The organism is Amycolatopsis sp. NPDC051061, assembly GCF_040682935.1.
Classification (GTDB): Bacteria; Actinomycetota; Actinomycetes; order Mycobacteriales; family Pseudonocardiaceae; genus Amycolatopsis.
The window spans coordinates 18,918-43,087 of sequence record NZ_JBFBBZ010000013.1 but is presented as its reverse complement, the minus strand read 5'-3'; the positions used below and the strand labels follow the sequence as shown (position 1 = coordinate 43,087).

At 72.3% G+C, this 24,170-nt stretch carries 29 protein-coding genes; 16 read left to right on the top strand and 13 right to left on the bottom strand.

Annotated elements, in window-relative coordinates; genetic code table 11:
* Positions 1–18 precede the first annotated feature (18 nt).
* The 5 genes from AB0N03_RS19270 (at position 19) to AB0N03_RS19250 (ending at position 4,599) form a co-directional block, all read left to right on the top strand.
* Positions 19–348, top strand: coding sequence for a helix-turn-helix domain-containing protein (locus AB0N03_RS19270; protein ID WP_364373120.1), 330 nt, complete (start codon positions 19–21; stop codon positions 346–348).
* A gap of 72 nt (positions 349–420) precedes the next feature.
* Complete coding sequence (locus tag AB0N03_RS19265) at positions 421–861, top strand: MarR family transcriptional regulator (protein WP_364373117.1); 441 nt, start codon at positions 421–423, stop codon at positions 859–861.
* Complete coding sequence (locus AB0N03_RS19260) at positions 858–1,661, top strand: ATP-binding cassette domain-containing protein (protein ID WP_364373114.1); 804 nt, start codon at positions 858–860, stop codon at positions 1,659–1,661. Before AB0N03_RS19265 ends, AB0N03_RS19260 begins: the two co-directional genes overlap by 4 nt.
* Entirely contained in the window at positions 1,621–2,442 is an 822-nt protein-coding gene (locus tag AB0N03_RS19255; protein WP_364373111.1) for an ABC transporter permease, read from the top strand. The genes AB0N03_RS19260 and AB0N03_RS19255 overlap by 41 nt, the downstream gene beginning before the upstream one ends.
* Before the next feature lie 114 nt (positions 2,443–2,556).
* Positions 2,557–4,599, top strand: a complete 2,043-nt coding sequence (locus tag AB0N03_RS19250; protein WP_364373108.1) for a transglycosylase domain-containing protein — start codon at positions 2,557–2,559, stop codon at positions 4,597–4,599.
* Here the strand turns inward: AB0N03_RS19250 and AB0N03_RS19245 are convergent.
* Entirely contained in the window at positions 4,596–5,021 is a 426-nt protein-coding gene (locus tag AB0N03_RS19245; RefSeq protein WP_364373105.1) for a nitroreductase/quinone reductase family protein, read from the bottom strand. The two genes, AB0N03_RS19250 and AB0N03_RS19245, sit on opposite strands and share 4 nt — an antisense overlap.
* A 101-nt stretch (positions 5,022–5,122) precedes the next feature.
* On the opposite strand from AB0N03_RS19245, the gene AB0N03_RS19240 reads away from it, so the two are divergent.
* Positions 5,123–5,569, top strand: coding sequence for a zinc-ribbon domain-containing protein (locus AB0N03_RS19240; protein ID WP_364373102.1), 447 nt, complete (start codon positions 5,123–5,125; stop codon positions 5,567–5,569).
* A gap of 117 nt (positions 5,570–5,686) precedes the next feature.
* Here the strand turns inward: AB0N03_RS19240 and AB0N03_RS19235 are convergent, their stop codons facing one another.
* Positions 5,687–5,866 (bottom strand): hypothetical protein, encoded by a 180-nt coding sequence (locus AB0N03_RS19235; protein ID WP_364373099.1) that lies wholly within the window; start codon positions 5,864–5,866, stop codon positions 5,687–5,689.
* A 535-nt stretch (positions 5,867–6,401) separates the two neighbouring features.
* On the opposite strand from AB0N03_RS19235, the gene AB0N03_RS19230 reads away from it, so the two are divergent.
* From AB0N03_RS19230 to AB0N03_RS19220, 3 genes are all read left to right on the top strand, one after another.
* Positions 6,402–6,836: a single-stranded DNA-binding protein gene (locus AB0N03_RS19230; protein ID WP_364373096.1), complete on the top strand. Its 435-nt coding sequence runs from the start codon at positions 6,402–6,404 to the stop codon at positions 6,834–6,836.
* A gap of 184 nt (positions 6,837–7,020) precedes the next feature.
* Complete coding sequence (locus AB0N03_RS19225) at positions 7,021–7,314, top strand: hypothetical protein (protein WP_364373093.1); 294 nt, start codon at positions 7,021–7,023, stop codon at positions 7,312–7,314.
* A gap of 420 nt (positions 7,315–7,734) precedes the next feature.
* Positions 7,735–8,739, top strand: coding sequence for a pirin family protein (locus AB0N03_RS19220; RefSeq protein WP_364373090.1), 1,005 nt, complete (start codon positions 7,735–7,737; stop codon positions 8,737–8,739).
* Here AB0N03_RS19220 and AB0N03_RS19215 read toward each other — a convergent pair.
* Positions 8,713–9,555: an alpha/beta hydrolase gene (locus tag AB0N03_RS19215; protein ID WP_364373087.1), complete on the bottom strand. Its 843-nt coding sequence runs from the start codon at positions 9,553–9,555 to the stop codon at positions 8,713–8,715. The genes AB0N03_RS19220 and AB0N03_RS19215 overlap by 27 nt on opposite strands.
* An 87-nt stretch (positions 9,556–9,642) precedes the next feature.
* A complete protein-coding gene (locus tag AB0N03_RS19210; protein WP_364373084.1) occupies positions 9,643–10,317 on the bottom strand; it encodes a GntR family transcriptional regulator in 675 nt (224 codons plus the stop codon).
* A 2-nt stretch (positions 10,318–10,319) separates the two neighbouring features.
* On the opposite strand from AB0N03_RS19210, the gene AB0N03_RS19205 reads away from it, so the two are divergent.
* Positions 10,320–11,990: a thiamine pyrophosphate-dependent enzyme gene (locus AB0N03_RS19205; RefSeq protein WP_364373081.1), complete on the top strand. Its 1,671-nt coding sequence runs from the start codon at positions 10,320–10,322 to the stop codon at positions 11,988–11,990.
* Here the strand turns inward: AB0N03_RS19205 and AB0N03_RS19200 are convergent.
* The gene (locus AB0N03_RS19200; RefSeq protein ID WP_364373078.1) at positions 11,987–13,372 is read right to left on the bottom strand and encodes a pyridoxal-dependent decarboxylase; all 1,386 of its coding nucleotides are present in this window, start codon (positions 13,370–13,372) and stop codon (positions 11,987–11,989) included. The two genes, AB0N03_RS19205 and AB0N03_RS19200, sit on opposite strands and share 4 nt — an antisense overlap.
* 229 nt (positions 13,373–13,601) lie before the next feature.
* Positions 13,602–14,501 carry a phosphatase PAP2 family protein gene (locus AB0N03_RS19195; RefSeq protein ID WP_364373591.1) on the bottom strand — a complete coding sequence of 300 codons (900 nt, stop codon included), beginning with the start codon at positions 14,499–14,501 and terminating at the stop codon, positions 13,602–13,604.
* A 116-nt stretch (positions 14,502–14,617) separates the two neighbouring features.
* On the opposite strand from AB0N03_RS19195, the gene AB0N03_RS19190 reads away from it, so the two are divergent.
* From AB0N03_RS19190 to AB0N03_RS19180, 3 genes are read left to right on the top strand one after another with little or no spacing between them, the layout of a single operon-like run.
* Complete coding sequence (locus tag AB0N03_RS19190) at positions 14,618–15,319, top strand: response regulator transcription factor (protein WP_364373075.1); 702 nt, start codon at positions 14,618–14,620, stop codon at positions 15,317–15,319.
* On the top strand, positions 15,316–16,746 hold the full coding sequence (locus tag AB0N03_RS19185) for a HAMP domain-containing sensor histidine kinase (RefSeq protein WP_364373073.1): 1,431 nt from the start codon (positions 15,316–15,318) through the stop codon (positions 16,744–16,746). Before AB0N03_RS19190 ends, AB0N03_RS19185 begins: the two co-directional genes overlap by 4 nt.
* Complete coding sequence (locus AB0N03_RS19180; protein WP_364373070.1) at positions 16,743–17,228, top strand: hypothetical protein; 486 nt, start codon at positions 16,743–16,745, stop codon at positions 17,226–17,228. The genes AB0N03_RS19185 and AB0N03_RS19180 overlap by 4 nt, the downstream gene beginning before the upstream one ends.
* An 18-nt stretch (positions 17,229–17,246) precedes the next feature.
* On the opposite strand, the gene AB0N03_RS19175 is transcribed toward AB0N03_RS19180, so the two are convergent.
* Positions 17,247–17,396 (bottom strand): methyltransferase domain-containing protein, encoded by a 150-nt coding sequence (locus AB0N03_RS19175; protein ID WP_364373068.1) that lies wholly within the window; start codon positions 17,394–17,396, stop codon positions 17,247–17,249.
* 34 nt (positions 17,397–17,430) lie between these two features.
* On the bottom strand, positions 17,431–18,024 hold the full coding sequence (locus AB0N03_RS19170) for an NAD(P)H-dependent oxidoreductase (RefSeq protein ID WP_364373065.1): 594 nt from the start codon (positions 18,022–18,024) through the stop codon (positions 17,431–17,433).
* A 98-nt stretch (positions 18,025–18,122) separates the two neighbouring features.
* On the opposite strand from AB0N03_RS19170, the gene soxR reads away from it, so the two are divergent.
* Positions 18,123–18,602, top strand: a complete 480-nt coding sequence (gene soxR, locus AB0N03_RS19165; protein ID WP_364373062.1) for a redox-sensitive transcriptional activator SoxR — start codon at positions 18,123–18,125, stop codon at positions 18,600–18,602.
* Here the strand turns inward: soxR and AB0N03_RS19160 are convergent.
* From AB0N03_RS19160 to AB0N03_RS19150, 3 genes are all read right to left on the bottom strand, one after another.
* Positions 18,599–19,108 (bottom strand): DUF664 domain-containing protein, encoded by a 510-nt coding sequence (locus AB0N03_RS19160; RefSeq protein ID WP_364373060.1) that lies wholly within the window; start codon positions 19,106–19,108, stop codon positions 18,599–18,601. The genes soxR and AB0N03_RS19160 overlap by 4 nt on opposite strands.
* Positions 19,109–19,179: 71 nt before the next feature.
* A complete protein-coding gene (locus tag AB0N03_RS19155; protein WP_364373057.1) occupies positions 19,180–19,731 on the bottom strand; it encodes a hypothetical protein in 552 nt (183 codons plus the stop codon).
* 2 nt (positions 19,732–19,733) lie between these two features.
* Positions 19,734–20,483 (bottom strand): hypothetical protein, encoded by a 750-nt coding sequence (locus tag AB0N03_RS19150; RefSeq protein ID WP_364373054.1) that lies wholly within the window; start codon positions 20,481–20,483, stop codon positions 19,734–19,736.
* A gap of 243 nt (positions 20,484–20,726) precedes the next feature.
* Between AB0N03_RS19150 and AB0N03_RS19145 the strand changes: the two genes are divergently transcribed.
* Positions 20,727–21,461, top strand: coding sequence for an SDR family oxidoreductase (locus AB0N03_RS19145; RefSeq protein ID WP_364373051.1), 735 nt, complete (start codon positions 20,727–20,729; stop codon positions 21,459–21,461).
* Between the two features lie 119 nt (positions 21,462–21,580).
* Here the strand turns inward: AB0N03_RS19145 and AB0N03_RS19140 are convergent, their stop codons facing one another.
* The gene (locus AB0N03_RS19140; RefSeq protein WP_364373048.1) at positions 21,581–22,021 is read right to left on the bottom strand and encodes a DUF6314 family protein; all 441 of its coding nucleotides are present in this window, start codon (positions 22,019–22,021) and stop codon (positions 21,581–21,583) included.
* Between the two features lie 84 nt (positions 22,022–22,105).
* On the opposite strand from AB0N03_RS19140, the gene recQ reads away from it, so the two are divergent.
* Positions 22,106–23,941 carry a DNA helicase RecQ gene (gene recQ, locus AB0N03_RS19135; protein ID WP_364373045.1) on the top strand — a complete coding sequence of 612 codons (1,836 nt, stop codon included), beginning with the start codon at positions 22,106–22,108 and terminating at the stop codon, positions 23,939–23,941.
* Between the two features lies 1 nt (position 23,942).
* Here the strand turns inward: recQ and AB0N03_RS19130 are convergent, their stop codons facing one another.
* On the bottom strand, positions 23,943–24,164 hold the full coding sequence (locus AB0N03_RS19130; protein ID WP_364373042.1) for an antitoxin: 222 nt from the start codon (positions 24,162–24,164) through the stop codon (positions 23,943–23,945).
* Between the last annotated feature and the right edge of the window lie 6 nt (positions 24,165–24,170).

The following is a 24,170-nucleotide window of genomic DNA, read 5'->3' as shown; positions in this document are numbered from 1 at the left end:
ACCAGGGATACTCGGACCATGGCCAGCCGCACCGCGACCCCCTTGGAGCACCCGGCCCTCGCGGACGTCTCGTTCCCCGAGGCCCTGGAAGCGCTGCGCGACCCGCACCGGCTGGCCATGGTCGCCGCGCTCGCGCGGGAACCCGGCCAGTCGTGCGGCGCGATCATGCCGCCGGTCAGCAAGCCCGCGGCGTCCCGCCACTTCAAGATCCTCCGCGCGGCCGGCCTGCTGAAGCAGTGGGACAGCGGCACGCATCGGCTGAACGCGTTGCGCCGCGAGGAGTTCGACGCCCGCTTCCCCGGCCTGCTCGAGCTGGCCCTCGCCGAAGCCGCGCGCCTGCCGGACTGATTTTCCGCCCATTTCTCCCGTACCAGACATTTAGCATTGCTAATAGATCTGAGTCAGAGCTACTTTGGCGGCATGACCGAACTCGCCGACCGGTTGCTCGGCACCGTCCTGGGGATCCGCCGGGTCGTGCGCCGCCGCGTGCGCGCCGAAATACCCGGCTTCCCACTGCCCGGCGCGCAGGTCGAGGTCCTGCGCGTGGTGGCCGACCACCCCGGCGTCGGCGTCGCCGCGGCCGCGCGCGAACTGCACCTGGCCGCCAACTCGGTCAGCACCCTGGTCAACCAGCTCGTCGACGCCGGCCTGCTGCGCCGGGAGGCCGACCCCGCCGACCGGCGCGCGGCCCGCCTGGAGATCACCGACGGCGCGCGCGACCGGATGACGTCGTGGCGGCGCGCTCGGACCGGGCTCGTGGCCGAAGCGCTCACCGGACTGTCCGAAGAGGACACGACGGCGATCGAACACGCGTTGCCGGCGCTCGAAAAACTCATGGGCATCCTGAAGGAGCAGCCATGACCGAACCCGCGGTGCGCTGCACCGGCCTCAGCCACTCGTTCGGGACGACCCGCGCGGTGGACGGCGTCGACCTGGAGATCCTGCCCGGCGAGGTGTTCGGCCTGCTCGGCCCGAACGGCGCCGGCAAGACGACGACGCTGCGCATGATCACGACGCTGCTGCCCGCCTCCCCGGAACACATCACCGTCTTCGGCGTCGACGTCGCGCGCCGCCGGATGGCCGTGCGGCGGCTCATCGGCTATGTCCCGCAGCAGCTGTCGGCCGACGGCGCGCTGACCGGGCGCGAGAACGTCGCGTTGTTCGCGCGGCTCTTCGACGTGCCGCGCGCCCGGCGAGCCGGCGAGGTGCGGCGCGCCCTGGACCTCGTCGGGCTGGCCGACGAAGCCGATCGCGTCGCGAAGGGCTACTCCGGCGGCATGATCCGCCGGCTCGAGCTCGCCCAGGCCCTGGTCAGCTCGCCGCGGCTGCTGATCCTCGACGAACCGACGATCGGGCTCGACCCGGTCGCCCGCTCGGCGGTGTGGGAGCGGATCACGCAGATCCGCACCGACACCGGCATGACCGTGCTCGTCACCACGCACTACATGGACGAGGCCGAGCAGTACTGCGACCGCGTCGCGCTCATGCACACCGGCCGGATCCGGGCGCTGGGCACCCCCGCCGAGCTCGAGACCGACCTCGGCCCGGGGTCCACATTGGACGACGTGTTCCGCGCGGTCACCGGCGACCGCCTCGAAACCGACGAAGGAGGGATCCGCAGTGTCCGTGCCGCTCGCCGCACCGCCCGCCGTCTCGGCTGACCCCGGTCCGCTGCGCCAGGTGCGCATCCTCGCCGCCCGCGTCGGCGCGATGTGCCTGGTGGAACTGCAGAAGCTGCGCCGCGACCAGACCGAGCTGCTCACCCGGGCGATCCAGCCCGCGCTGTGGCTGCTGATCTTCGGGGAGACGTTCACCCGGCTGCGCGCGATCCCCACCGGCTCGACGCCGTACCTGGACTACCTGGCGCCCGGCATCCTCGCACAGTCGGCGTTGTTCATCTCGATCTTCTACGGCATCCAGATCATCTGGGAACGCGACGCGGGTGTGCTCGCCAAGCTCCTGGTGACGCCGACCCCGCGCGCCGCGCTCGTCGCGGGGAAGGCGTTCGCCGCCGGGGTCCGCGCGCTCGTGCAGGCCCTGATGGTGCTGATCCTCGCGGCGATCCTCGGCGTCGGGCTGACCGTGAACCCGCTGAAGCTGCTCGCGATGGCCGTCGTGCTCGTGCTCGGGTCGGCGTTCTTCTGCTGCCTGTCCATCGTGATCGCCGGGATCGTGCTGTCGCGCGAACGGCTGATGGGCATCGGCCAGGCGATCACGATGCCGCTCTTCTTCGGCTCGAACGCTCTGTACCCGGTGGACCTGATGCCGTCGTGGCTGAAGGTGCTCAGCCACGTCAACCCGCTGAGCTACCAGGTCGACGCGCTGCGCGGGCTGCTGATCGGCACGCCGTCGCACCTGGGACTCGACTTCGGCGTGCTGGCCGCGGCGACCGTCGGCGCGATCGCCGTCGCTTCGGCACTGCTCGGCAGGTTGGCCCGGTGAGGCACATCTCTCACCGAACAGAAGCTTCATTCCCGGATGTCTAATCTCGGATTCGTGAATGGTCGCCCGCGCGTGGTCCCCTTTGTCGGATTGTGTCTGCTCGCCGGAATTCTCGTGGCCGGAACGGCGGCGCCGGCCGCCATCGGGGCGGGCCTGTTGTCGAATCAGGTCAGTGATTCGGTGGACGCGATTTCCGCTCAGCTGGCGGCGGCCGATCCGCCGCTGACGACCACAGTGACCGACCGGGACGGCACGCCGATCGCGACGCTGTACGCGCAGTACCGCCTCCCGGTGGATTCGGCCGGGATCGCGACGACGATGAAGGCGGCCATCATCGGGATCGAGGACCGCCGCTTCTACACCGAAGGCGGCGTCGACGTGCAGGGCATGCTCCGCGCGGCGGTCAACGACAGCGCCGGCGGCTCGCTGCAGGGCGCGTCGACGATCACGCAGCAGTACGTCAAGAACTACCTCGTGAACGTCGTCGACCGGAACGACCCGATCGCGCAGCAGGAAGACCGCGAAGACTCGCTCGCGCGCAAGCTGCGTGAGGCGAAAATGGCCGTCCAGCTCAACGACACCACGAGCAAGGACGACATTCTGGCGAATTACCTCAACGTGGTCGAATTCAGCGGAACCGTGTACGGGGTCGGCGCCGCGGCGAAAGCCTATTTCGGGACGACGGCGGACAAACTGACCGTGCCGCAGGCGGCGTTGCTCGCCGGAATGGTGAACAACCCCAGCGTCTACAACCCGTACACGCACCCGGACAAAGCGCTGCAACGCCGCAACCTCGTCATCGACGCCATGGTGACCAACCGCTCCCTCCCGGCGTCCTACGCGGCGACGGCGAAAGCGGCGCCGCTCGGGCTGCTGCCGGACGGCCCGGTGACGCCGTCCGGGACGTGCATGGGCGCGGCACCCGACGCGGGGTTCTTCTGCGCCTACGCGGAAACCTACCTCGTGCGCGCCGGGTTCACCGTGGACCGGCTCGCCACCGGCGGCTACACGATCAAGACGACCCTCGACCCGCGCGTCGCGCAGGTGACGAAGGACGCCGTCGACGCGAACGTCCCGACCACCCAGGACGGCGTGGCGAACACCTTCGCCGTCGTGCAGCCGGGTTCGACCGGCCACCAGGTGCTCGCCATGGTCGCGAACCGGAACTACGGCACGGATCCGGCGCGCGGCGAGACGTCCACGGACATCGTCGCGGACGCGAGCAACGAGTTCGGCGCGGGCTCGTCGTTCAAGATCTTCACCTCGGCCGCGGCGCTCGTCACCAGCAAGGCGGGCCTGGAGACGCCGCTGCCCAACCCGGACAGCCAGTGCTTCACGCCGCCGAACGCCAACGCGCACACGGCGTGCTACACCGTCCACAACGACGGCCACTACGCCGACCCGATCAGCCTCGCCGACGGGCTCGCGACGTCGCCGAACGTCGCCTTCGTCGGGCTCGAGAGCCAGGTCGGGATGCCGGCAGTGCTCGACATGGCGTACAAGCTGGGGCTGCGGAACACCCTCGCGACCAACGACGCCGGGGCCACGCCGAACCCCGCTTCGGGCAACCCGCAGTACAACGAGCCGCAGTCGCAGTACTTCCGGAACCTGCTCTCGTTCACCCTCGGCAACAGCCCGGTCAGCCCGCTGGAGATGGCGAACGTCTCGGCGACGCTGATGAGCGGCGGTGTCTGGTGCCCGCCGAACCCGATCCTCTCGGTGACCGACCGGAACGGGACCGCCGTCCCGGTGCGGCAGCAGGCGTGCGAGCAGGTCATCCCGGCCGGCGTGGCGAACACCCTCGAAGCGGGCCTGAGCAAGGACACGACGGACGGCACGTCGGCCCAAGCCGCCCACGCGGCCGGCTGGACCCGCCCCGACATCGGCAAGACGGGCACGACGCAGCAGAGCGAGTCCGTGGCGTTCGTCGGCGGCGTCGACGGGTACGCGGTCTCGTCGATGGTCTTCGCCGACGGCCCGCGACCCCGCGAAATCTGCCCGGGCACCCCGGTGCACCTGGGGAACTGCGGCCACGGCGCGTTCGGCGGCACGGTCGCCGCGCCGCCGTACTTCCACGCGATGAGCCAGTTGCTCGCGGGCGTGCCGGACCAGCGGATCCCCGGCCCGGACCCGGGCTACCTGACGGCGCGGAGCTAGCGCGGCTCGAGGAAGACGAGCGGGATCTCGCGCTCGGTCTTCGTCTGGTACTGCGCGTAGTTCTTGAAGTCGCCGGAGATCTTCGGCCAGAGCTTCGCGCGCTCCTCGGCGTCGGCGACCCGCGCGTGCATCGGCCGCTTCGGCGCGCCCTTGAGCGAAACCTCGACCTCGGGGTTGTCGCGCAGGTTGAGGAACCACGCGGGGTGCGTGTCGTCCCCGCCGCGCGAAGCCACGACGACCAGCGTGTCGCCGTCCTGGTGCGGCGAGGTCAGCAGCACCGACCGCGGCTGCCCGCTCTTGCGGCCGGTCGTGGTGAGCTCCAGGACGGGCATGGCGGCGTGCCAGCCCACCTTTCCGCCGGTGAGCTTGATCAGGCCGCGGTGCACGGCGTTCATGGTCTTGAGGGCGAAATCGCTCGGCATGATCACAATCTAGTCCCCGAGTTCGGCGAAACCGCCACGCGGTGGCGCGCCGGTGTGCGAGGCTCCGCGGCGAACTGAAGACCCGGGAGAAAGAAGTACCGATGCTGATCTGGGGCTGGCGGACACGGATCTACGTGCTGGCGATGACGACCTTCCTGTGCGGCCGCTGCGGCAACCCCGCCTCGCACGCGGTGCGCAAGGCGGTCACGAAGTTCACCCTCTTCTTCATCCCGCTCTTCCCGATCAGCGTGAAGTACTCCGCGCAGTGCACGTTCTGCGGGATCGAGAACCGGATCACGAAGGAAGACGCCGTCCGCCTGCAGGCGCAGGAGGAGCAGGCTCCGGCGCCGGGATACCCGCAGCAGCAGTCCGGCGGGTACCCGCAGCAGCCGCCGTCGCAGGGCTTCCCGCAGCAGGGGGCGCCGCAGGGCTTCCAGCAGTCGCCGCACCCGTCCCAGCCGCAGGGGTTCCCGCAGCCGCAGCACCCGTCGCAGGGTGCTCAGCAGCAGTACCCGCAGCAGGGCCAGTTCCCCCAGCAGGGCAGCTGACGCAGCTGACGTTCGAGCGCCGGATCCGCGCGGGTCGCCGACCGGCCTCGGGCGTCGGGAGCCGCTCTGTCCTTTTCGGACTTATCGGGGCAAACCACACATAGCCGGCTTTCGCGGTCAAGCCCCCACCGCCACGAACCCCGCGGCGCGGCGCGCGATCAAGGCCGAATCCCGGGCGAACTGCCCGTGGACCGCCGCGAGCAGCACCACGTCGGCCGCGGAGCCGGTCCCGTACCGACCCGCCTCCTCGCGCAGCTCCCGCTCGGCAACCCCGGCGCGCGCGACAGCGTCGTCCAACCCGGCGCCCCCTTACTCCGGCGAGCAGCTGCCGGAGAGCCCGGGCGGCGGCCACCGCGTGGCCGCCCAGCCGCCCGAGCGCGGGCCGCACCTCCACCGGCACCCGCCACGGCTCCGCGACCTCCCGCGCAAGACCACCCATCCGAGTGAGATCCGCGGCGGCGTGGACGGCGGCGGTCACCGCTTTCACGTCCTCCGCCCGCGGCGTGTGCAGCGCCGGCAGCGCACACGCCTGGTCCTCGCACGCGGCCCCGAGCGCGGCAGCGTCTTCCCGCACCCGTCCGCCCAGCGTGTGGTCACTTTCGAGCAGGCAACGCGGGGCCTCTTCGAACGTGCTCGCGACCAGCGCGCACAGGTCCGCCAGCCGGTGGGCGAGCGTGGCCGGCTCCTTCCGGAACGCCGTCGGCATGACGGCAGGAAACCAGCCCGGCCGGGTGTCGGCATCTCGTCGCCCGGCCCGGAACTGTCGGACCCCCGTGCTCTCCTCGTCGGCGAGAGCGGTGCACCCCGCACCGGCAGGAGAAGGAGGAGTCCGATGGCAGGCGAAACGCTGGTCACCGTGATCGGCAACCTGACGACCGACCCCGAGCTGCGGTTCACCCCGTCCGGCGCCGCGGTCGCGAACTTCACGGTCGCGTCCACGCCGCGCACGTTCGACCGCGAGTCCGGCGCCTGGCGCGACGGCGAGGCGATGTTCCTGCGCTGCAGCCTGTGGCGGCAGTACGCGGAGAACGTCGCGGAGTCCCTCGGGCGCGGCGCCCGCGTGGTCGTCCAAGGCCGGCTGAGACAGCGGTCGTACGACACGAAGGAGGGTGAGAAGCGCACCGTGACGGAACTGGACGTCGACGAGATCGGCCCGGCCCTGCGGTACGCCACGGCGAAGGTGACCCGGCTCAGCCGGGCCGCCGGCGGCGAGGCGACCAGTTCGTGGACACCGGAGCCGGCGGTTTCCGGGTCGCCTCCGTTCTGAGCCCATCCGGTCGCGGCCGGGGCCCGAACGCTCGTTGACGGGGAGTCGACCCGGGCTCGACCGGCGGCGGTGACGATGGACGGACGCTTCTGGCCGGGCCGGTTCCGGATGTGCTGTCGAAATCCCGTCAGCTGGTTCGACGCATCAGCAGGACGAGGTCGAACCACGAGCGGGAGGGACCGAGATGAACAGGAACGAAAAGACCGGAACACCGGCCGTGCGCCCCCTGGTGAACCACCGGATGCTGGCGATGCTGCGAGCGGTCGGCGCGGGCCGCGGCTCGGTGTCCTGCAGCAGCGAGCCCGACCTGTTCATCGACGGCCTGTCGTGCGGCGACCAGTTCGCGGCCCACACGCTGGCCCACCAGGGCCTGCTCCGCGCGGCCCGCCCCGGCCTGCCGGGCGAGCTGGTCCCGGCGATCCTGACGGCCGCCGGCCAGGCGATCGTCACGGCGCGGCAGCAGCACCACGCCGCCTGACCCGGCGGCGCGAAGGTTGACAACTCCACAAAGCGAACCCGGCCGCCACCGCACCACGCGGCCCGATCCAGTCCGGCCCGCCACAAGCCGGTCGGGTCCACCGGCGCCATCCGACCCGGCAGTCGCGGTCGCCACCCGGCGGCCATCCGGTCGCCGGTGGCCCTGGGTCGGCCCAGTTCAGGAGGCTCAGCCCACCCTTGGCCGCCCCCAAACCGAGGCCCGGCCCGCCCGGACCGGGGCCGTCCACGCCTGGCGCGCGCAGTCCACCGCGGCCGAGCCGTGCGCCGCCCAGCCCACCGGCGCCCCCGCCACCCTCGCTGCCCGAAGCCCGCGCGCCCGCCACCACAGCCGATCCCGCCCGCCCGGGCCCGGTCACCCGGCACCCGAGCCTCCGCCGGCAACGCGACTACCGTGGCGGACATGAGCAACACCGAGGCCGCCCCCGCCGAGCTCGCCTGCGGCGACCGGCCCGCGACTGCCGACCCCGAGCACCCGGCCGTCGAGATCCTCACCCCGCGCGAGGTTCCCCTGGGCGGCCCGCGGGCGATGCGGGTCCGGCGGACGCTCCCCCAGCGGTCCCGCTCGCTGATCGGCGCCTGGTGCTTCGCCGACCACTACGGCCCGACCGAGGTCACCGGCGCGATGGACGTCGCCCCGCACCCGCACACCGGCCTGCAGACGGTGAGCTGGCTGTTCGCCGGCGAAATCGAGCACCGCGACAGCCTGGGCACGCACGCGATGGTCCGCGCCGGCGAGCTGAACCTGATGACCGGCGGCCACGGCATCTGCCACTCGGAGGTCTCGACCGCGGCCGCGAAGACGCTCCACGGCGTCCAGCTCTGGGTGGCGCTGCCCGAGCGGCACCGGCACACGGCCCGCGCCTTCGACCACTACGTGCCGTCGGTGAACCGGATCGAGGGCGCCGAGATCCGGGTGTTCCTGGGGTCGCTGGCCGGGCGGACGTCCCCGATCCCGACGTTCACCCCGCTCCTGGGCGCGGAGATCGTGCTCGGCCCGGACGCCCACATGTCCCTCGGCGTCGACCCCCGCTTCGAGCACGGCGTCCTGGTCGACAGCGGCGACGTCGTCGTCGCGGGCACCCGCGTCCGCGCGGCCGAGCTGGGCTACGTCGGCACCGGCGTGCGCTCCCTGACGTTGAGCAACCGGGGCTCGGCGCCGGCCCGGTTCCTCCTGCTGGGCGGGACCCCGTTCGACGAAGAGATCTTGATGTGGTGGAACTTCGTCGGCCGCACTCACGAGGAGATCGCGGCCTTCCGCGAAGCGTGGCAGGCGGAGTCCGACCAGTTCGGCAGCGTCACCGGCTACACGGGCACTCCGGGGCGGCTGCCGGCGCCGGAGCTGCCGGCGGTCCGCATCAAGCCGCGCCGGAACCCGGCGTCAGGCCAGGAAGCCCGCCACGGCTGAGACGAACGCAGCCGCGTCGTCCAGCCAGGGATAGTGCGCGGCACCGGGCAGGACGACGACCCGCGCGTCCGGGAACAGCGAGGCGAACTCGTCCGCGACGCCCGGGCTGGCGATCCAGTCCAGCTCACCGGCCAGCACCAGCACGGGAACGTCGACGGCATCGAGCGCGGCCCGGGTGAGCTCGGGTTCGAAGGCGCCGTCGGAGTTGTAGACGCGCGCGGCGGCGCCGTTGCGCTGACCGGGCTCGGCGGCCTGGTGCCGCCGGGCGGCGTCGTCCCAGCGGCCGTAGTACATCGGGGCGATGGCGGCCCAGTCGGCACTGGTCGCGGTCCTGGCGGCGATCGCCTCGTAGGCCGCGGCGGCGGCGGCGAACCAGGGCGCGCCGGCCCGCCGGGCCATGATCCGCCGCCGGTCGGCCACGGGCAGCTGCAACCCGACGGCCCGCGGGCTGGGCGCGACGAGCGCGAGCCGCCGCAACCGCCCGGGATACCGGGCGGCGTAGAGCACGGCAAGACTCGCCCCGGCGGAGTGCCCCACCAGGTCGAGCCGTTCGAGGCCGAGGTGCTTGCGCAGCGCTTCGACGTCCTCGACCTGCCGATCGCACCGGTAGGTCGCCGGATCGGCGGGTTCCTCGGACGCCCCGGTCCCCCGCGCGTCCAGCACGGCAAGACGGCGCCGAGCCCCCAGCCCACCGAGATCGCCCAGATAGGTCCCGGCCCGCATGGGCCCCCCGGGCAGGCAGACGACAGGCTCACCACCGGAGCCGGAGAAGCGGAAGGCGAGCGCGGTCCCATCCGGCGCGGAGAAGATCGGCATCCCCGACCCTGACACTCCCCGGGCGTCCCGGGCAACCCTCACCCCGGCAGCCCACCGTGCCTGCGCACCTCTCGGCGCCGGGGCCCCTCACCGCTCCCGCGCGAGATAGGCCTCCAAAGTCGCCAACCGATGCCCCCGCGCGAACTGCTCGACCTCCGCCGGATCGCCGCCGCCCTCGATCAGGGCGAGCAGCCGCTCGTGCTCCTCCACCGACTCCGGTGCCCGCCCCGGCACGGACGCGAACGTGCTGTCGCGGACCGCGGCCAGCCTGGTCCAGCACCGCTGCACCAGGTCGACCAGGTTCGGGTTCGGGCAAGCGCTGAACAACACCTCGTGGAACTCCGCGTTCAGCGCGGTGAACGCCAGCGGATCGAACTCGGCCAGGCTCCGCCGCATCCGCTCGTTCAACGACCGGGCCAGCGCCAGTGCCGAAGGCGTCAGCAGCGGTGCGGCGAGCCCGGTGGCCGCGCCTTCGACGATCGCCACCGTCTGCATCGCGTGCCGGTACTCCGTCGGGTCGATGGCCACCACCCGGGCACCGACGTTCCGCTCGAACTGGATCAGCTCCTCGGCCTCGAGCCGGCGCAGGGCCTCGCGGACCGGCACCGCGCTGACCTCGAGCTCGCGACCGATCTGGTCGAGCACCAGCCGGTACCCGGGTCCGTAGCGGCCGTCGAGGATCCTGGCTTTGATCGTCTCGTAGGCCAGCTGGGACTTCGTGACCGGTCTTCCCGAGGACGCGCTGATCATGTAGGAAACCATATATGGTCCTCCCGACGGACGACGCCCAGGAGGCCGTGCCGATGCCGATTCCCCCGCCCGCCCCCACCGCGGCCGACCTGATCGTCGACGGGCTGCGGGCCCACGGCGTCGACACCGTCTTCGGGCTGCCCGGCGTGCAGACCTACGACCTGTTCGACAGCCTGGCCCGTGCGGGCGACCACATCCGGGTGATCGGCGCGCGGCACGAGCAGACCGTGGCCTACATGGCGTTCGGGTACGCGCAGGCGACCGGCCGCACCGGCGTCTACACCGTGGTGCCCGGCCCCGGGGTCCTCAACGCGTCGGCGGCGATGCTCTCGGCGCACGGAGCCAGCGCGCCGGTGCTCTGCCTGACCAGCGAAATCCCGCGCGCGTACCTCGGCCGCGGGCTCGGGCACCTGCACGAGATGCCCGACCAGCTGGCCACGCTGCGGACGATGACCAAGTGGTCGGCACTGGTCGAGCACCCGGTCGAGATCCCGGACGCGCTGGCGACCGCTTTCCGCGAAGCCGCGGGCGGGCGGCCGAGGCCGGTTTCCCTGGCGGTCCCGTGGGACGTGCTGGGCCTGCGCGCTTCCGCCGAGGCGGCCGGCCCGCTGCCGCTGCCCCGCCCGGCCGTCGACCCGGCGGCCCTCGCCGAGGCGGCGGAACTGCTGCACGGCGCGAAGAACCCGATGATCATGGTGGGCGGCGGCGCCCGGCACGCGGCCGCCGAGGTCCGGGCGCTGGCCGAACGGCTGCAGGCGCCGGTGGTGCCGTTCCGCGGCGGGCGCGGCATCGTGGGCGACGACCACCCGCTCGGCTTCACTTGCGTCTCCGGCTTCGAGCGGTGGGCGGAGACCGACGTGGTGATCGGCATCGGCTCGCGGATGGAGCTGTCCTGGTTCCGCTGGCCGGAGAAGCCCGCGGGGTTGAAGACGATCCTGCTCGACATCGATCCCCGGCAGGCGACCCGGCTGGCGGCGGACGTCGCGATCGTCGCCGACGCCGCCGACGCCACGGCGGCACTCACCGAGGCCGCAGGTCCACAAAGGACGGATCGGACCGAGGAGTTCGCCGCGCTGAAGGCGACCGTGGCCGAGCGCTTCACCGACGTCGGACCCGAACTGGAGTACCTGCGGGCGATCCGGGACGTGCTGCCGCGCGACGGCTTCTTCGTCGAGGAGATCTGCCAGGTCGGCTTCGCGTCCTACTTCGGGTTCGAGGTCTACTCGCCGCGCACCTTCGTCACGTGCGGCCACCAGGGCACGCTCGGCTTCGGCTACCCGACGGCGCTCGGCGTGCAAGCGGCCTTCCCCGGCCGCCCGGTGGTTTCCGTGGCCGGGGACGGCGGCTTCATGTTCGCGGCACAGGAACTGGCCACGGCCGTCCAATACGGCCTCAACGTGGTGGCGGTCGTGTTCGACAACGGCTACTACGGCAACGTCCACCTCGACCAGGAGCGGCTGTTCGAGGGCCGCGCGCTGGGCGGGCGGCTGCGGAACCCGGACTTCGCCCGGCTCGCCGAGACTTTCGGCGCGCTCGGCCTGACCGCGCGCACCCCGGACGACCTGCGCGGCGCGCTGGACAAGGCGTTCGCCGCGGGGCGGCCGGCGCTGGTGCACGTGCCGTGCGAGCTGGGCGCCGGTGCCTCGCCGTGGAAGTACCTGATGCCGAAGTCGGACCGCAGCTAGCCGGCGGCCACGCGCTCGAGCACGGCGAAGACGCGGTCGACGTCGGCGGGGGTCGTCCGCCAGTTGCTGAAAGCCGCGCGCAGGCCGGGACGGCCGTCGTACACGGTCGGGGTCAGGAAGGTGGTCCCCTCCTCGGCGATGGCGCGGACGAGGGCGTCGATCCGGTCCTGGGTGACGTCCTGGGCCGGGGCGAAGCACACGACGTTGAGCCGCACCGGCGCGAGCAGCCGCCAGTGAGGCGAGCCGTCGAGCCGCGTGCCGAGGTCCCGGGCGAGCGACACGCAGCGCTCGACGATCTCGCGGTGCCCGTCCCGGCCGTAGGCGACGAGGGAGAACCAGGCCGGGAGGGCGCGCAGCCGCCGGGAGTTCTCCGGCGTGAGGTGCAGGAAGTCCGGGGTTTCGCCGATCTCGCCCAGGTAGGCCGCGTTGTTGCTGAACACGCGCAGCTGCAGGTCGCGGCGGCGGGTGAACTGGACGGCGGAGTCGTAGGGCACGTTGAGCCACTTGTGCAGGTCGACGACCACCGAGTCGGCCTGGTCGAGGCCCGCGGTCAGCGCCGCGTGCTCCGGCGCGAGCGCGGCGAACCCGCCGAACGCGGCGTCGACGTGCAGCCAGAAGCCGTACCGCCGCTTGAGCGCGGCGATCGCGCGCAGGTCGTCGAAGTCGACGGTGTTCACGGTGCCCGCGTTCGCGACGACGACGGCCGGCCCGTCGAGCGATTCGAGCGCTTCGGCCAGCTTGGCGACGTCGACGGCTTCGCGGCCCGGCAGCACCGGCACCTTCCGCAGCGCCGAACGGCCCATCCCGAGGAACGACAACGCCTTCAGGACGCTCGAATGCGGCGAGCCGGACAGCACGGTGACCGGGCCGAGCGCGGCGGCGCCGTCGTCGGACACCGAGATCCCGGCGCGCTCGCCGAGCCATTCGCGGGCGATGGCGAGGCCGGTGACCGTGGACATCGTGGCGCCGGTGACGAACGCGCCGGAGAACTCCGCACCGAGCCCGAACAGCTCGGCCAGCCAGCCGACCGTCTCGCGCTCCAGGTCCTGGGCCGAGGAGTCCATGCCGCTGGCGGGGTTCTGGTCGTAGGCGGAGGTGAGCCAGTCGCCGGCCAGCGACGCCGGGGCCGCGCCACCGGTGACGAACCCGAGGTAGCGAGGCCCGGCGCTGCCGGCGAAGCCGGCTTCCCAGCGTTGCGAGAACTCCTCCAGCGCGCCCCGGGCTCCGGCACCGTCGAGTGGCAGCGGCGCCCGCACCAGGTCACCAGGCGGGACGGCGGCAGGCCGCTCGGGCAGCCCGGCCAGCGCTTCGCCGGCGAGTTTCCGCGCGGCGTCGAGCAGCTCGGGCAGGGAGTTCAGGTCTTCGGCAAGCCTCGGATGCACCTCACCGACGCTAGGCCCCGCGACCGGCGCTGTCGCGGTCCAATCCCCCGAAACTGGCCCACCGCGACCCGTGTCGACCCTCGAATCACGCGAGTCGACCCGGCAATCACGCGAGCCGTCCGTCCAGGCACGCCAGCCGACCCTCCAGGCACGCGAGCCGACTGTCCGGATACGCGAGCCGACTGTCCAGGTTCGCCGACGGACCGCGCAGGCACCCGAGCCGGCCCGGTCAGCGGCGCCGGAGCCGTCGGACCCGGACCTCCGCCGGGTCGAACGCCACCCGCCTCAACGGTGCCAGGAGCAGCAGCACCACCGCCATCGCCGACAGCGCGGCGAGCACCATCGCGGCGACGAACTGGGCGGCGCCGGACGTCGCCGTCCCGAGGACCAGGTAGCCGGCCAGCACCAGGGCGACCGGCGCCAGCAAGCCGCAGAGCACCGGCACCGGCGGCACCCGGTCACCGTCGGGGCGGCGGGCGGACACCACCGCCGCCCCGGCGCAGGTGACCGCGGCGACCAGGAGACAGCCGCCGACGGTGTCGCTCAACCGGTGCCAGCCCAGGGCTACGGCCGCGGCCGAGACCCAGGCGACGCCGACCCCGCCGGCCACCAGGGCCTGGGGGCGGAAGCGGCGCGGCAGGACGATCGCGAGCGCCACCAGCACGGCCATCGCCGCGCTGACGTGCCCGCTGGGGAAGCTGTTGTGGCTCGCGACGCCGAGCCGGTCGCCCGTCGCCGGGCGGTCCAGGACGTACAGCTTGAGCAGCTGCGCCACCATCAGCGGCGCGGCGAGCATCAGCAGGGCCGTCACGCCGAGTGCGAACCGCCGCCGGGCCAGGGCGATCACCACCAGCAGCACCGCGACGCCGCCGAGCACGACCACCAGGTCGGCGTCGCGCAGCGGGTCCGCCCACGCCACCGTCGTCCCCGCGGACTGGGCACTGCGGACGACGCCGTTCTCGACCCCGCGGCCGGCCTCGGTGCGGACGAAGAGCAGGTAGGCCGCGACGAAGGCGAGGGCGAACCCGGCCGCGCTCGCCGCGAGCACGGCGGTGCGGGACACGGCCCGGGTCACGAGCGCGTGGCGCCCGGCCGGCGGGGTGCTGGGGCGAACCTCGGAGATGATCACTGCCATGTCTTCGAGTCTGGCTCCGGGATTTCGAGATCCCGTCAGGGCGATGTCATGGTTTCGCTACAAGATCCGCCCGGGTCGCCACGACGTGCGGTTTTCCGAATAATGGCGCCGTGGCCGAGGTACTGGTGGTAGAGGACGACGCGGCGGTCCGGGAAGGTCTGCAACTGGCCCTGCGCCGGCAGGGACACGTGGTGCACACCGCGGAGTCGGGTGAGCTCGGCATCGAGGTGCTCGTGCGCCGGCACCCCGACATCGTCGTGCTCGACCTCATGCTGCCCGGCATGGACGGCTTCGAGACGTGCCGCCGGATGCGCGCGTCGGGACCGATCCCGATCATCATGCTCACCGCGCGCAGCGACGACTTCGACGTCGTGGCCGGGCTCGAAGCGGGCGCGGACGACTACGTCGCCAAGCCGGTCGAACCCCGCGTGCTCGACGCGCGGATCCGGGCCGTGCTGCGCCGGGCCGTCACCGAGCGGCCCGGGGAGCGGCCGGGCGAGCAGCCGGAGCCCCGGGAACGCCACGGCGACCTGGTGATCGACCGGGCCGGGCTCGAGGTGACCAAGCGCGGCGTCCCGGTGTCGCTGACCCCGACCGAGCTGAAGCTGCTCCTGGAGCTCTCGCGCACGCCCGGGCAGGTGTTCAGCCGCCAGCAGATCCTCGCCGCCGTCTGGGACCACGACTACCTCGGCGACTCGCGGCTGGTCGACGCGTGCGTGCAGCGGCTGCGCTCGAAGATCGAAGACGTGCCGGCGAAGCCGGAGCACGTGCAGACGGTCCGGGGGTTCGGCTACCGGTTCGGCCGGTCGTGATCCGGCAGGTCCGCTCGTGGCTCGCCGGGCTGCGGCCCCGGCTGGTCGCCGCCTTCGCGGTCATCATGATCCTCGGCGCCACCGCCGCGGCCGGGGCGAGCTACGTCTCCGCGCGCAACGCCATCCTCGAGGGCATCCAGGACCAGACGATGCTGAAGCTGCGCGACCAGATCGTCGCGTACCTGCCGACCGTGTCGCTGCCGCCGTCGCAGGCCACGCTCGACGCGTTCGCGAGCGCGCTCAAGCCCAGCGGCGCGCTGGTCGTCTACCGCGACCTGCACTCTTCTTCCAGCCTGTCGCTGGACCAGGTGCCCACTGAGCTGCGCCATGCCGTGGCGACCGGCACGAAGATCCAGTTCGAGCGGGTCGACGCCCAGGGGTACCCGTGGTTCTTCGTCGGGATCCCGGTGCAGACCGGGTCGGGCGCGACGAGCGGCCTCGAGGTCTACGCGATGGCGTCGCTGGACCAGCAGCAGGCCGCGATCGACGAATTGGCGCGCCAGGCCTGGCTGGTCTCCGCGCTCGCGCTGCCGTTCGCGGTGGCGGTGGCCCTGCTGGCCGCGCGGCAGGTGCTGCGGCCGGTCCGCGCGCTGAACACCGCGGCGAACCAGCTCGGCCGCGGTCGGCTCGACGTGCGGCTGCGCGTCAAGGGCTCCGACGAGCTCGCCGAGCTGGTCACGACGTTCAACCACACCGCGGCGGAGCTGGAGCGCACGGTCGGCACGCTGCGCGCGATGGAGGCCGACGCGCGGCGGTTCGTCGCCGACGTCTCGCACGAGCTGCGGACGCCGCTGGCCGCGATGAACGCCGTCACCGACGTCCTCGACGAGGACGCCGGCCAGCTGCCGGCGGACACCGCGGTCGCCGCGCGGCTGGTGTCGGCGGAGACGAAACGGCTGACCCGCCTGGTGCAGGACCTGATCGAGATCTCCCGGTTCGACGCCGGCCGGGCGGAGCTGCGCCGGGAGGAGCTGGACGTCGCCGCCGCCGTCACCGACAGCCTCGCCGCGCGCGGCTGGGAACCCGGCTCCGAAGGCACCGGCGTGGTCGCCGACCTGCCGTCCGGGATCACGGCCGCGCTCGACCGGCGGCGGCTCGACATCGTCGTGGCGAACCTCGTCGGCAATGCGCTGCGGCACGGCGCGCCCCCGGTCGAGGTGGTGCTGCGGGCGGAGCGCGGCGACGTGGTGCTGGCCATCACCGACCACGGGCCGGGCATCCCGGCAGAAGTGCTGCCCCGGGTTTTCGACCGCTTCGCCAAGGCGGACACGGCCCGGGCGCGGTCCGAGGGCAGCGGGCTCGGGCTGTCCATCGCGCGCGAGAACGCGCGGCTGCACGGCGGCGACATCCTCGCGGCCACCACCGGGACGGGCACCAGGTTCGAGCTGCGTCTGCCCCGGGAAGCCCGGTTCGGGGAGGCGCGGTGAAGAAGCTCTTCGTCCTGGTCGTGCTGGTGCTGGTGAGCGCGTGCGGCGTCAAGCCGACGGGCGTCGTGTCGGCCGGCCCGGCGCCGACGCTGCGGAACCCGGACGGCAGCGGGCGCGGCGCCGAAGCGACCCTCTACTTCGTCATCGACGGGCGGGTGGCCCCGGTGACGCGGTCGACCGGCAGCGTGGGTGTCGAGACGGCACTGTCGATGCTGCTGGCGGGGCCGACCGCCGGCGAAGCGGCCGACGGGTACGTGACAGCCCTGCCGGCCCGGAGCGGACCGATCGTGCTGGCCCCGGGCTCGCCGCCGGCGATCACGTTCTCGTTCCCGTTGAAGCCGATCGGCAGCGTCGGGATCAACCAGCTGGTCTGCACCGCGTTCGCGGCGCTGGCGGCGCAGAGCAGCGACGCGGTCGACGGCACCATCTCGCTCGCCGGAACGGACGTCCAGCTGCCGTACCAGACGTGCCAGGCGTTCTGAGCGACCCGCTCTGATTGTCTACTGTGGACCTTCCGGCGCGGTGGCCGCGGCCCGGCCCCCGGGGGCGAGCACCCGCCGCGCCTCCGCGACGGCCGCGGCCAGGTCGGCGAGCTCGTGCAGCACCTTGTCGGCCCGGTAACCGCGGGCGAGCAGCTGTTCCGTCGTCATGCCCGCCAGCGTCGGCCTTCAAACCGGCTCGAAGTCAAGCTCCGGGATACGGCCGGACCTCCCGGGCCTCCGCCAGCGACCGGGCCCACCAGCCCAGCTGGTCGAGCATCGTCTTCGCCGCGACCGCCGCCGCGTCGTCCTTCGGCTGCCCGTCCGCGCCGAAGCGCGCGTGGGCGCCGTGGAAGCTGACCGTCTCGCGGATCGTCACCGCGTGGAGCTCGGCGAAGACCGCCCTCAGGTGCTCGACCGCGCGCAGGCCGCCCGACATCCCGCCGTACGAGGCGAACGCGACCGGCTTGGCCGTCCACTCCGCGCGGTGCCAGTCGATCGCGTTCTTCAGCGAAGCCGGGTAGCTGTGGTTGTACTCCGGGGTGACCACGATGAACGCGTCGGCCGCTTCGAGCCGCGGTGTCACCTTCGCGACTTCGGCCACGATCGACGCCGCCGGCACCGAGCCGAACGCCGGCAGCACCATCGGGAGGCCGGACTCGGCGAGGTCGACGACGTCGACCTCGAAGCCGCCGTGATCGCCCGCGACGCCGGCCAGCCAGTCCGCCACCACCGGGCCGAACCGTCCTTCCCGGACGCTTCCCACGATCACCACGACCCGCACGGGAGCTTCGGACACACTTCCTCCTTGGCACAGCGGCGTTGTTGCCGTCCGGGCCAGGATCAGACTTCAAGCTCGCTTGAAGTCAAGCGTGCGGTTGTGGTTGGGTGGGAAACATGGTCAACGCCACCGCACGGACGCTGCCCGAGCTCACCGTCGGCGAACTCTCCCGGCGCAGCGGAGTTCCGGCCTCGGCCCTGCGGTTCTACGAGGACGAAGGCCTCATCCGCAGCCGCCGCACCGCCGGCAACCAGCGCCGCTACTGCCGCGACGCGCTGCGGCGGGTCACGTTCATCCGGATGTCCCAGCGGGTCGGCATGCCGCTGTCGACGATCCGCGAGGTGCTCGCCCTGCTGCCCGACGACCGCACGCCGACCCGGGCCGATTGGGCCCGGATCTCCCAGTGCTGGCAGGAAGACCTGAACGCGCGGATCCGCCAGATGGAACAGCTGCGCGACGAGCTCACCGACTGCATCGGCTGCGGGTGCATGTCCCTGGCCAAGTGCCGGCTCGCCAACCCGGGCGACCGGCTCGGCGCCGACGGGCCCGGCCCGCGGCGCTTGGCCGATCACCGCGGGGAGGGCTACGAAGACTAGCGGCGCTCCAGCACACCGCGGACGAACATCGCCTGCCCGGCGTGCTGGATGTCGTCGTCGAGGACGCTGACGAGCCGCACACCCAGGGTCACCGGCGGGTCCCAGGCCTCGTCGACGATCCGGTCGAGCGCTTGCCCGTCGAGCCCCTCGACGAACCGGACGGTCTGCTCGTGCACGGCGTCGTAGTACCCGGTGAGCAGCTCCGGCTTGTCGACCCGGACCGCTTCGACGTCGGCTGGGCGGCGCCCGAAGCCGGTGTCGCCCGCGGGGAACGGGAGACCGAACCGCGAAAGCCAGTCCTGGCCGGTCCACACCTGCTCGGTGCCGGCCACGTCGGCGACGTGGTCGTCCTGGACCCGGGTCAGGTGCCACACCAGCCAGGCGATCGAGTTGGCCTCGTCGTCCAGCCGGGTCCGGAGCTGCTCGGCGGTGAGCCCTTCCACCGCCGCGTGCACGTTCTCCCGGACCCGGCCGAAGCCGTCGACGAGCAGATCGGCCACGTTCATCGGCTGCCTCCCGTTGCTGAAGCCGTTCACCGGCGAGCTACCCGATCATGCCCGCCGGCAAACGGTTCCCGCTACCGCGGCAGCAGCTGGTCGAAGAACGAGCGGTAGCGGCGCAGCGCGATCCGCAGCTCCTCGGTGGCCGGCTCACCCTGCTGCCACTGGCCTTCCAGCTCGCTCTTGTGCTCGGCGAACGTGGTGGCCAGGGCACTGATCACGGCCGCGACCAGCTCGTCGGCCTCGTGCACAGCCTGCTTCGGGTCGTCGACGAAGCCGGTCTGCACGTTCTGCCAGCGGTCCCGGAAGCCGGTGACCTTCTCTTGGTCGATCAGCGGCGGCGCTTCCACGTCGCCACCCGACCCCGCGGGCGTGGTGTCGGAGTCCGTGCGGGAATCGGTGGGCTGGGCGGACGCCGAAGCCAGGTCGGCGGTGCTCAGGGTGTGGTCGCCACCGTCGGCGCGGCTCTCGTCGTCCCGGTTCTCGTCGACACGGCTCTCGTCGGCGCCCGGTTCGCGGAAGTCGGCCTGGTTCCCGTCGACGCCGGTGGCGTCGGGCTCGCGGACTTCCTCACGCCCGGTGAAGTCGTCGTCGTGTTCGGTGCTGTGCCGGGTCAGGTGCTCGGTCATGGTCAGCGTCCTCCGTTCCACTCGGTCCGCGGCTGCGCGGACGCTTGGCGCTCGTGCTGTCCCGTTTCGGGGGACACGTCGGTCTTGCGGGTCTCGTGCCGGTCGTCGTCGCGGGCCTCGGCGTCTCGGCGATCGGTGTGGTCACCGTCCTGCCCGGCGTGGTCGTGCCCGTTGCGACGGTCGTGGTCACGGTCGCGGTCGGCGTCGTCGTGCCGATCGTCGTCCGCGCCGTCGGTCAGCAGGTCTTCGAAGACCGTGCGGTAGCGCACCATCGCGTCGCGCAGATCCTCAGTGGACGCTCCGTCACGCTTCTGCTGCGTGGTGTGCGCGGCGCGGTAGTGCTCCAGGGTCTTGGCGTGCCGCACGGAAAGGTCGGCCACCTGCTGCTCGTAGCCCTCGGTCGGGTAGCCGCGCTCGCCCATCAGCGCGACCAGGAGCCGATCGGCCTCGGCGACCGCCGCGGACGGCTGGTCGACGAACTTTTCCTGCACCTGCGCCCATTCCCGGGCGTAGCGCTCGCGCGCCGACGCCGAGAGCGGGCGGATGTCCAGCTCCTTGTGCCGGCGTTCCCGCTCGGCGAGTTCGCGTTGCGCCGCACGCGGGTTGTCGCTCTCCTTGACGGCCCGGTCGTACTCCGGACCGAACCGCTGCTGCAGCCGCTTTCGCTGCATCTCTTGTGTCACAAGCCAAATCACGGCGCCGAGCACCGCGATGGCCACGATGACGATCACGACGATCAGCCATGTGGGCATTGTGCAAACTCCTTCACGGATGTCGCCCCCGACGCGTCCGGAGTTCCCGCGCGCCGGTGCCGGAAACCGCGTTTATCCGCGATTCGGCCGACCGGCGGCGCGGATACGGCCGGATGCCGCGCGCATCCAGCGATGTAACGAAGGTAACACCGCCGAACTAGCACTGTTACCGTCAGAGTGCTATCATCGATAACATAACGACGGAAGCGGTGATACCACCACCGCCTGACGGAAGAAGGACCCATGAGCACCACTCGCGTCGCGATCGTCACCGGCGGCTCCCGCGGCATCGGCCGCCAGGTCGCCGAGCGCTTGGGCGCCGACGGCATGGCGGTCGTCGTCAACTACGCCGGCAACGAGAAGGAGGCCCAGGCCGCGGTCGACGCCATCACCGAGCGGGGCGGCCAGGCGATCGCCGTCCGCGCCGACGTGGCCGACCCAGCCGCGGTCGCGGAGCTGTTCGACACGGCAGAGGCCACCTACGGCGGCGTCGACGTCGTCGCGCACCTGGCCGGCGTCATGAACGCGCCGACGCCGATCGCCGACACCGACTTCGAGGTGCTCGACCGGGTGCACCGCACGAACATCCGCGGCACGTTCGCCGTGGCCCAGCAGGCCGCGAAGCGGGTGCGCGACGGCGGCGCGGTGATCACCACCTCGACGTCGGTGCTCGGGCTGAACCTGCCCGGCTACGGCATCTACAACGCGACCAAGGGCGCGGTCGAGGCGATCACCATGATCCTGGCGCGCGAGCTGCGCGGCCGCGACATCACCGTCAACACCGTGGCGCCCGGCCCGACGGCGACCGCGCTGTTCCTCGACGGCAAGGACGAGGAGACCATCGGCCGGATGGCCAAGCAGCCGCCGCTCGAGCGGCTCGGCAAGCCCGAGGACATCGCCGAGGTCGTCGCGTTCCTCGCCGGCCCGGCCCGCTGGGTCAACGGCCAGGTCCTGCGCGCCAACGGCGGAATCGTCTGAGCATCCCTGGAAGGCAAAGGACGACACCGGCGGCCGCAACGCGCCCCAGGCCGAAGCGGCCACCGCGGACGCCCGTGAACACCGCGTGGACCTGCGCACCGTCTCGAGCGGCGACCTGCTCAGCCCGTCGGCCGGCTGAACCGGGTGACGATCAGGTGGTCCTTCGCCGGACCGCGGACCGCCCACTCCTGCCGCCAGCGCCGCGCGTCGAGCACCCGGTAGCTCCCGCGGTAGAGGTCGTCGCGGCACGGGTGGTCGGTGTCCCAGTGCCCGGCGCGCAGGTCGAGGGCGTGGAAGAACCCGCCGTGGTCGAAGTGCACGTCGGCGCGGCCGGGCGCGGTGGGCCGGTAATGCAGGGTGCGGGTCACCGGGCCGGTGAACGCGGCGAGCCGCATTTCGCCGGCTTCGCGGTAGACGAGGACGCCGTCCTCCTCGGCGAAGGTGGCGGTGCCGGTCACCTCCCCCGCCGGATCGCCGTCGGCGGTGAGGATTTCGCGGTCGAGCCGCCATTCTCCGCCGAAATGCGCGGCGAGATCGGGAACCGGGAAGTATTCGTCCATCACGACCAGTGTGTCACCGGTGGAGCGGCGGCGCGCCGGAGAGGGCGGCCGGAAGTTGTCGGACCCCGGCTCTAGACTCGGCGCGTGGCAGCCCCCGAGACGGCAACGGTGTCCGAAGCGCTGGAGACGCTCCAGCGCGTGTTCGGCTACGACAGCTTCCGCGGCGACCAGGCGGCGATCGTCGAGCACGTGATCGCCGGCGGCGACGCGCTCGTGCTGATGCCCACCGGGGGCGGGAAGTCGTTGTGCTACCAGATCCCCGCGCTGGTGCGGCCCGGGGTGGGCGTGGTCGTCTCACCGCTGATCGCGCTGATGCAGGACCAGGTCGACGCGCTGCGCAACGCCGGGGTCCGCGCCGGTTTCCTCAACTCCACGCAGGACTACGCGGCCCGCCAGGAAGTCGAGTCGGCGTTCCTGTCCGGCGAGCTCGACCTGCTCTACCTGGCCCCGGAACGGCTTACGGTCGAGTCCACCGTGCGGCTGCTCGACCGCGGCAAGATCTCGCTGTTCGCGATCGACGAGGCGCACTGCGTCGCCCAGTGGGGCCACGACTTCCGGCCCGACTACCTCCAGCTCTCCGCGCTGCACGAGCGCTGGCCGGACGTGCCGCGGATCGCGCTGACCGCGACGGCCACCGAAGCCACGCACAAAGAGATCGCGGCGCGGCTGAACCTCGACGAGGCCCGTCACTTCGTCGCCAGTTTCGACCGGCCGAACATCCAGTACCGGATCGTCGGCAAGAACTCGCCGCAGCGGCAATTGCTCGAGCTGCTGCGCACCGAGCACCCGGGCGACGCGGGCATCGTCTACTGCCTGTCCCGCAACTCGGTCGAGAAGACCGCGGAGTTCTTAGTACAGAACGGGATTCCGGCGGTGCCCTACCACGCGGGCCTCGACGCGCGCACCCGCGCGAAGCACCAGTCGCGGTTCCTGCGCGAGGACGGCCTCATCGTGGTCGCGACGATCGCGTTCGGCATGGGCATCGACAAGCCGGACGTCCGGTTCGTCGCGCACCTCGACCTGCCGAAGTCGGTCGAGGGCTACTACCAGGAGACGGGGCGCGCGGGGCGCGACGGCCTGCCGTCGACCGCCTGGCTCGCGTACGGGCTGCAGGACGTCGTGCAGCAGCGCAAGATGATCGACACGTCCGAGGGCGACGACGCGCACCGGCGGCGGCTGGGCGCGCACCTGAACGCGATGCTCGCGCTGTGCGAGACGGTGGAATGCCGCCGCGTGCAGATCCTCAACTACTTCGGGCAGCAGGGCGAGCCCTGCGGCAACTGCGACACGTGCCTGAGCCCGCCGGAGAAGTTCGACGGCACGATCCCGGCGCAGAAGCTGCTGTCGACGATCGTGCGGCTGCGCAACGAACGGCGGCAGAAGTTCGGCGCCGGGCAGGTGATCGACATCCTGCTCGGCAAGTCCACGCCGAAGGTCACGCAGTTCCAGCACGACACGCTCAAGACGTTCGGCATCGGCACCGAGCTGCGCGAGCCGGAGTGGCGCGCGGTCGTGCGGCAGCTGCTGGCCCAGGGCCTGCTCGCGGTCGAAGGCGACTACGGCTCGCTGGTGCTCACCGAGGCCAGCGCCGAGGTGCTGGGCGGTGATCGCGAGGTGCTGCTGCGCCGCGAGCCCGAGCGCGCGGCGGCCGCGAAGGTCCGTGGCAGCAGGAAGGCCGCCCCCGCGGTGGACATGCCCGCGGAAGCGGCCCCGCTGTTCGAGCGTCTGCGTGCCTGGCGGGCCGGCGTCGCGAAGGAGCAGGGCATGCCCGCGTACGTCATCTTCCACGACGCGACCCTGCGCCAGATCGCCACGCAACGGCCGTCTTCGCTGGCCGACCTGGGCACGGTCAGCGGTGTCGGCGAGAACAAGCTCGCCAAGTACGGCGAAGGCGTCCTCGAGGTCCTGACGGCCGAGTGACCTAGCGGGCGGCCGGCCCCGGCTGCCCGTCCGGTCCGGTCACGGAGTTGACCTTGCGGACGGCGCCGGCGATCCGGTCGTGGTACTTGCCCTTGGTCCGGTCGTCGACGAACTTGGCGGCCTTGCCGACGTACTGGTTCACCTTTTCGGGGTTCTTTTTGGCGTAGGCGCGGGCCGCGCCCGCGGCCCCGGCCAACATGGTCAGTCTGCGCATCAACGGCACGGTGGT

What these genes read in the sequence shown, in the direction of transcription:
- AB0N03_RS19270 (WP_364373120.1), top strand. Translation starts at nt 19, where the DNA reads ATGGCCAGCCGCACCGCGACCCCCTTGGAGCACCCGGCCCTCGCGGAC.
- AB0N03_RS19265 (WP_364373117.1), top strand. Translation starts at nt 421, where the DNA reads ATGACCGAACTCGCCGACCGGTTGCTCGGCACCGTCCTGGGGATCCGC.
- AB0N03_RS19260 (WP_364373114.1), top strand. Translation starts at nt 858, where the DNA reads ATGACCGAACCCGCGGTGCGCTGCACCGGCCTCAGCCACTCGTTCGGG.
- AB0N03_RS19245 (WP_364373105.1), bottom strand. Translation starts at nt 5,021, where the DNA reads ATGCCGAGCGATTTCGCCCTCAAGACCATGAACGCCGTGCACCGCGGC.
- AB0N03_RS19240 (WP_364373102.1), top strand. Translation starts at nt 5,123, where the DNA reads ATGCTGATCTGGGGCTGGCGGACACGGATCTACGTGCTGGCGATGACG.
- AB0N03_RS19230 (WP_364373096.1), top strand. Translation starts at nt 6,402, where the DNA reads ATGGCAGGCGAAACGCTGGTCACCGTGATCGGCAACCTGACGACCGAC.
- AB0N03_RS19225 (WP_364373093.1), top strand. Translation starts at nt 7,021, where the DNA reads ATGAACAGGAACGAAAAGACCGGAACACCGGCCGTGCGCCCCCTGGTG.
- AB0N03_RS19220 (WP_364373090.1), top strand. Translation starts at nt 7,735, where the DNA reads ATGAGCAACACCGAGGCCGCCCCCGCCGAGCTCGCCTGCGGCGACCGG.
- AB0N03_RS19215 (WP_364373087.1), bottom strand. Translation starts at nt 9,555, where the DNA reads ATGCCGATCTTCTCCGCGCCGGATGGGACCGCGCTCGCCTTCCGCTTC.
- AB0N03_RS19210 (WP_364373084.1), bottom strand. Translation starts at nt 10,317, where the DNA reads ATGGTTTCCTACATGATCAGCGCGTCCTCGGGAAGACCGGTCACGAAG.
- AB0N03_RS19205 (WP_364373081.1), top strand. Translation starts at nt 10,320, where the DNA reads ATGGTCCTCCCGACGGACGACGCCCAGGAGGCCGTGCCGATGCCGATT.
- AB0N03_RS19175 (WP_364373068.1), bottom strand. Translation starts at nt 17,396, where the DNA reads ATGACGACGGAACAGCTGCTCGCCCGCGGTTACCGGGCCGACAAGGTG.
- soxR (WP_364373062.1), top strand. Translation starts at nt 18,123, where the DNA reads ATGGTCAACGCCACCGCACGGACGCTGCCCGAGCTCACCGTCGGCGAA.
- AB0N03_RS19160 (WP_364373060.1), bottom strand. Translation starts at nt 19,108, where the DNA reads ATGAACGTGGCCGATCTGCTCGTCGACGGCTTCGGCCGGGTCCGGGAG.
- AB0N03_RS19155 (WP_364373057.1), bottom strand. Translation starts at nt 19,731, where the DNA reads ATGACCGAGCACCTGACCCGGCACAGCACCGAACACGACGACGACTTC.
- AB0N03_RS19150 (WP_364373054.1), bottom strand. Translation starts at nt 20,483, where the DNA reads ATGCCCACATGGCTGATCGTCGTGATCGTCATCGTGGCCATCGCGGTG.
- AB0N03_RS19145 (WP_364373051.1), top strand. Translation starts at nt 20,727, where the DNA reads ATGAGCACCACTCGCGTCGCGATCGTCACCGGCGGCTCCCGCGGCATC.
- AB0N03_RS19140 (WP_364373048.1), bottom strand. Translation starts at nt 22,021, where the DNA reads ATGGACGAATACTTCCCGGTTCCCGATCTCGCCGCGCATTTCGGCGGA.